Source organism: Streptococcus sp. 2106, assembly GCF_013277315.1.
Lineage (GTDB): Bacteria > Bacillota > Bacilli > Lactobacillales > Streptococcaceae > Streptococcus > Streptococcus pseudopneumoniae.
Genome location: NZ_VMMS01000142.1, coordinates 1 through 2483, shown reverse-complemented (window position 1 = coordinate 2483; position 2483 = coordinate 1). Strand labels below are relative to the sequence as shown.

Genomic DNA, 2483 nt, shown 5'->3' with positions numbered 1-2483 from the left:
TTTTGAGGTTGCAGATGGAGGCTGACGTAGTTTGAAGAGATTTTCGAAGAGTATTAGCTTTCTAAAAAAGTTGAGAAAAGTAGTACCTTTATTTTTAGACAGAGCTCATGATGAGTTTTGAGAAAAAACGTTAAAAAGAGAAAAACGCCTATGGTCAAAAGTCTATGGAACTTGATAATAGGCTTTTTTTCTAAGAATAGTGGGCTTCATTGCTCCTAAAATTTTGTTTGGGAGACTAGCACAGGGTAACAGAGTGACGCCATCACTGGGCTAATAGAGATAAAATAAACAATTGATTTAGGACATTTGTTTGATAGTGGTGATAAAGTTTTAAATCTGCTACATAATTTGTAGAGTTTTTTCTATAATTAGGAGTTTAACCTAATCTACAAATAGGAGTATACTAATAATGTAATCGTTATCAAAAGTCTAAAAAGGAATTTTTAGACGGATATCAAAATAAAAAGGGAGGAAATTATGAATAAGTTTTCAAAAACCTTGAGAGACAACTGGATCTTTCTCTTGATGGTTTTGCCAGGGGCGCTCTGGTTGATTCTATTCTTCTACATTCCAGTATTTGGGAACGTGGTTGCCTTCAAAGACTACCACATGACCAGTAATGGTTTCATAGATAGTATCATAAATAGTAAATGGGTCGGACTCGATAATTTCAGATTCTTATTTAGTTCAAAAGACGCCTTTATTATCACACGAAATACGGTCCTCTACAATCTTGGATTTATTTTTCTAGGTTTAGTTGTATCTGTAGGGATTGCCATTATCCTCAGCGAGCTCCGTTCCAAGAGAATGGTGAAGATTTTCCAAACTTCTATGTTGTTCCCTTACTTCCTGTCTTGGGTTATCATCAGTTTCTTTACAGATGCCTTCCTAAACATTGATAAAGGGGTGTTCAACCATTTATTGGAAAGTCTTGGTCTAAAAGAAGTCAACTTCTACGCTGATTTGGGAATTTGGCCTTATCTCCTACTTTTCCTAGGTATTTGGAAAGGTTTTGGATATAGCAGTGTCATGTACTATGCGACAATCATGGGAATTGATCCAACCTACTACGAAGCAGCGACAGTAGACGGAGCCAGCAAATGGCAACGGATTCGTAATGTAACCATTCCGCAGTTGACACCGCTGGTAACTGTATTGACCATCCTTGCAGTCGGAAATATCTTCCGTGCAGACTTCGGTCTTTTCTACCAAATCCCTCACAATGCTGGTCAGCTTTATAACGTAACCAACGTCTTGGACGTATATGTATATAATGGTTTGACTCAGACAGCGGATATCGGGATGGCTTCAGCAGCAGGTCTCTACCAATCAGTAGTCGGTTTGATGCTGGTGGTTCTATCAAACTTACTGGCAAGACGAGTTGATCCAAACTCAGCTTTGTTCTAGAAAGGAGGAGAATATGGCAGAAAAGAAAATTAAAAAAGAAAAAATTGATAATGTCGGCATTCACTCCTTCAGTAAGAAAGCAGATATCTTCTTCAGTACCATTTCGGGTTTGATTGCCCTCTCTTGTATCCTACCCTTCGTATTCGTTATCATTATTTCAGTGACGGACGAGAAAAGCCTCCTCCAATACGGCTACAGCTTCTTCCCATCCCAATTTGGATTAGACGGTTTTGAGTTCTTGGCACAGTTTAAGGATAAAATCTTACAGGCTCTCTTCATTTCTGTCTTTGTAACCGTAGTTGGGACATTTACAAATGTCTTTATCACAACAACCTATGCCTACGCTATCTCACGGACAACCTTTAAGTATCGCAGATTTTTTACCATCTTCGTTCTGCTCAGTATGTTGTTCAACGCTGGTTTGGTACCAGGTTATATCATGGTGACCCGTGTCCTTCAGCTTGGGGACACTGTTTGGGCCTTGATTGTGCCAATGCTTCTCTCACCCTTTAACATCATCTTGATGCGTTCCTTCTTCAAGAAGACCATTCCAGAAGCCATTCTCGAATCGGCTCGTATCGATGGTGCCAGTGAGGCTCGGATTTTCTTCCAAATCTGTTTGCCATTGTCACTACCAGGTATCGCAACCATCACGCTTTTGACAGCTCTTGGTTTCTGGAATGACTGGTTCAACGCCCTTCTTTACATCAAGAGTGACAACTTGTATCCATTGCAATATTTGCTCATGCAAATCCAACAAAATATGGACTATATTGCCAAAGCGGTCGGCTTGACTGGTCAACTGGGAGTTGCTCTACCGAAAGAAACAGGTCGTATGGCCATGGTTGTGGTCGCAACCCTTCCAATCGCGATTTTGTATCCATTCTTCCAACGCTACTTTGTAAAAGGTTTGACTATCGGTGGTGTGAAAGAATAGTGCTTATTGAGAAAGAACATTTCTCAGTTCCCAACTTCCCTTGTGTGAAGTTAATACTCTTCGAAAATCTCTTCAAACCGCGTCAACGTCGCCTTGCCGTATAGATGTTACTGACTCCGTCAGTTCTATCTGCAACCTC

The 2483-nt window shown here is 40.2% G+C and carries 2 protein-coding genes; both read left to right on the top strand.

The features are described 5' to 3' along the window. The first annotated feature begins 477 nt into the window (after positions 1-477). Entirely contained in the window at positions 478-1407 is a 930-nt protein-coding gene (locus tag HT723_RS11175; RefSeq protein ID WP_100104799.1) for a sugar ABC transporter permease, read from the top strand. A 13-nt stretch (positions 1408-1420) separates the two neighbouring features. Beyond that, positions 1421-2344: a carbohydrate ABC transporter permease gene (locus HT723_RS11170; RefSeq protein ID WP_000818350.1), complete on the top strand. Its 924-nt coding sequence runs from the start codon at positions 1421-1423 to the stop codon at positions 2342-2344. Positions 2345-2483 lie beyond the last annotated feature (139 nt).

Coding starts and splice junctions, on each gene's coding strand:
- HT723_RS11175 (WP_100104799.1), top strand. CDS start 478: ATGAATAAGTTTTCAAAAACCTTGAGAGACAACTGGATCTTTCTCTTG.
- HT723_RS11170 (WP_000818350.1), top strand. CDS start 1,421: ATGGCAGAAAAGAAAATTAAAAAAGAAAAAATTGATAATGTCGGCATT.